At 73.6% G+C, this 588-nt stretch carries 1 protein-coding gene; it reads right to left on the reverse strand.

The window, feature by feature from the left end; all coding sequences use genetic code 11:
• On the reverse strand, positions 1-588 hold a 588-nt coding region (locus FCI23_RS56000; RefSeq protein ID WP_136731806.1), incomplete at both ends, for a DUF4118 domain-containing protein.

Consider the following 588-nt stretch of genomic DNA (forward strand, 5'->3'; position numbering starts at 1 on the left):
CGCGGGCGGTCCGCGACGTGTCGAGGGCCGCGCCGACCTGGTCGGCGAGGGTCGCCGCGACCAGGCGTGCCTGCAGGGGCGGGACTGCGCCGGGTGTGGGCTGCATCATGAAGCGGCCGTAGAAGTGTCCGCCTGAGTAGGTACGTAGTTCGACCTCCTGGTCCGGCAGCCCGGACCGGTCGACGTCCCAGCGGGCGCGGCCCGCGACCACGGTGCCGTCCTGTTCGAGGCGTGGCGGGTGGCCCAGCAGGGTGCCGTACTCGTACCGGCAGCCGCGCAGCTGGAGCAGTCCGGTGAGCTGCCCGCGCACCTGGTCGACGATGGCGTCGGGCGTTGCGGCGGACTGGGCCAGCTGGGCGGTGTCGTGGATCTGCGCCAGGTAGTCGGCATCGGTGATGGCGACTATCTGAAGGCGCCGGGCCCGGGCGGCCAGCTGGGAGACGGCCAGGCCGACGGCGAGCAGCAGGATGGCCGCCGTCACGTCGGCGGACCGGGTGATGGCGAACCGCTCGTACGGCCGGGTGAGGAAGAGGTCGAACCAGGCGGCGGCGGACAGGGCGGCGATGGCGCCGGCGAGGCGGTTTCCGA

It is taken from the genome of Actinacidiphila oryziradicis (assembly GCF_005047355.1).
GTDB lineage: Bacteria > Actinomycetota > Actinomycetes > Streptomycetales > Streptomycetaceae > Actinacidiphila > Actinacidiphila oryziradicis.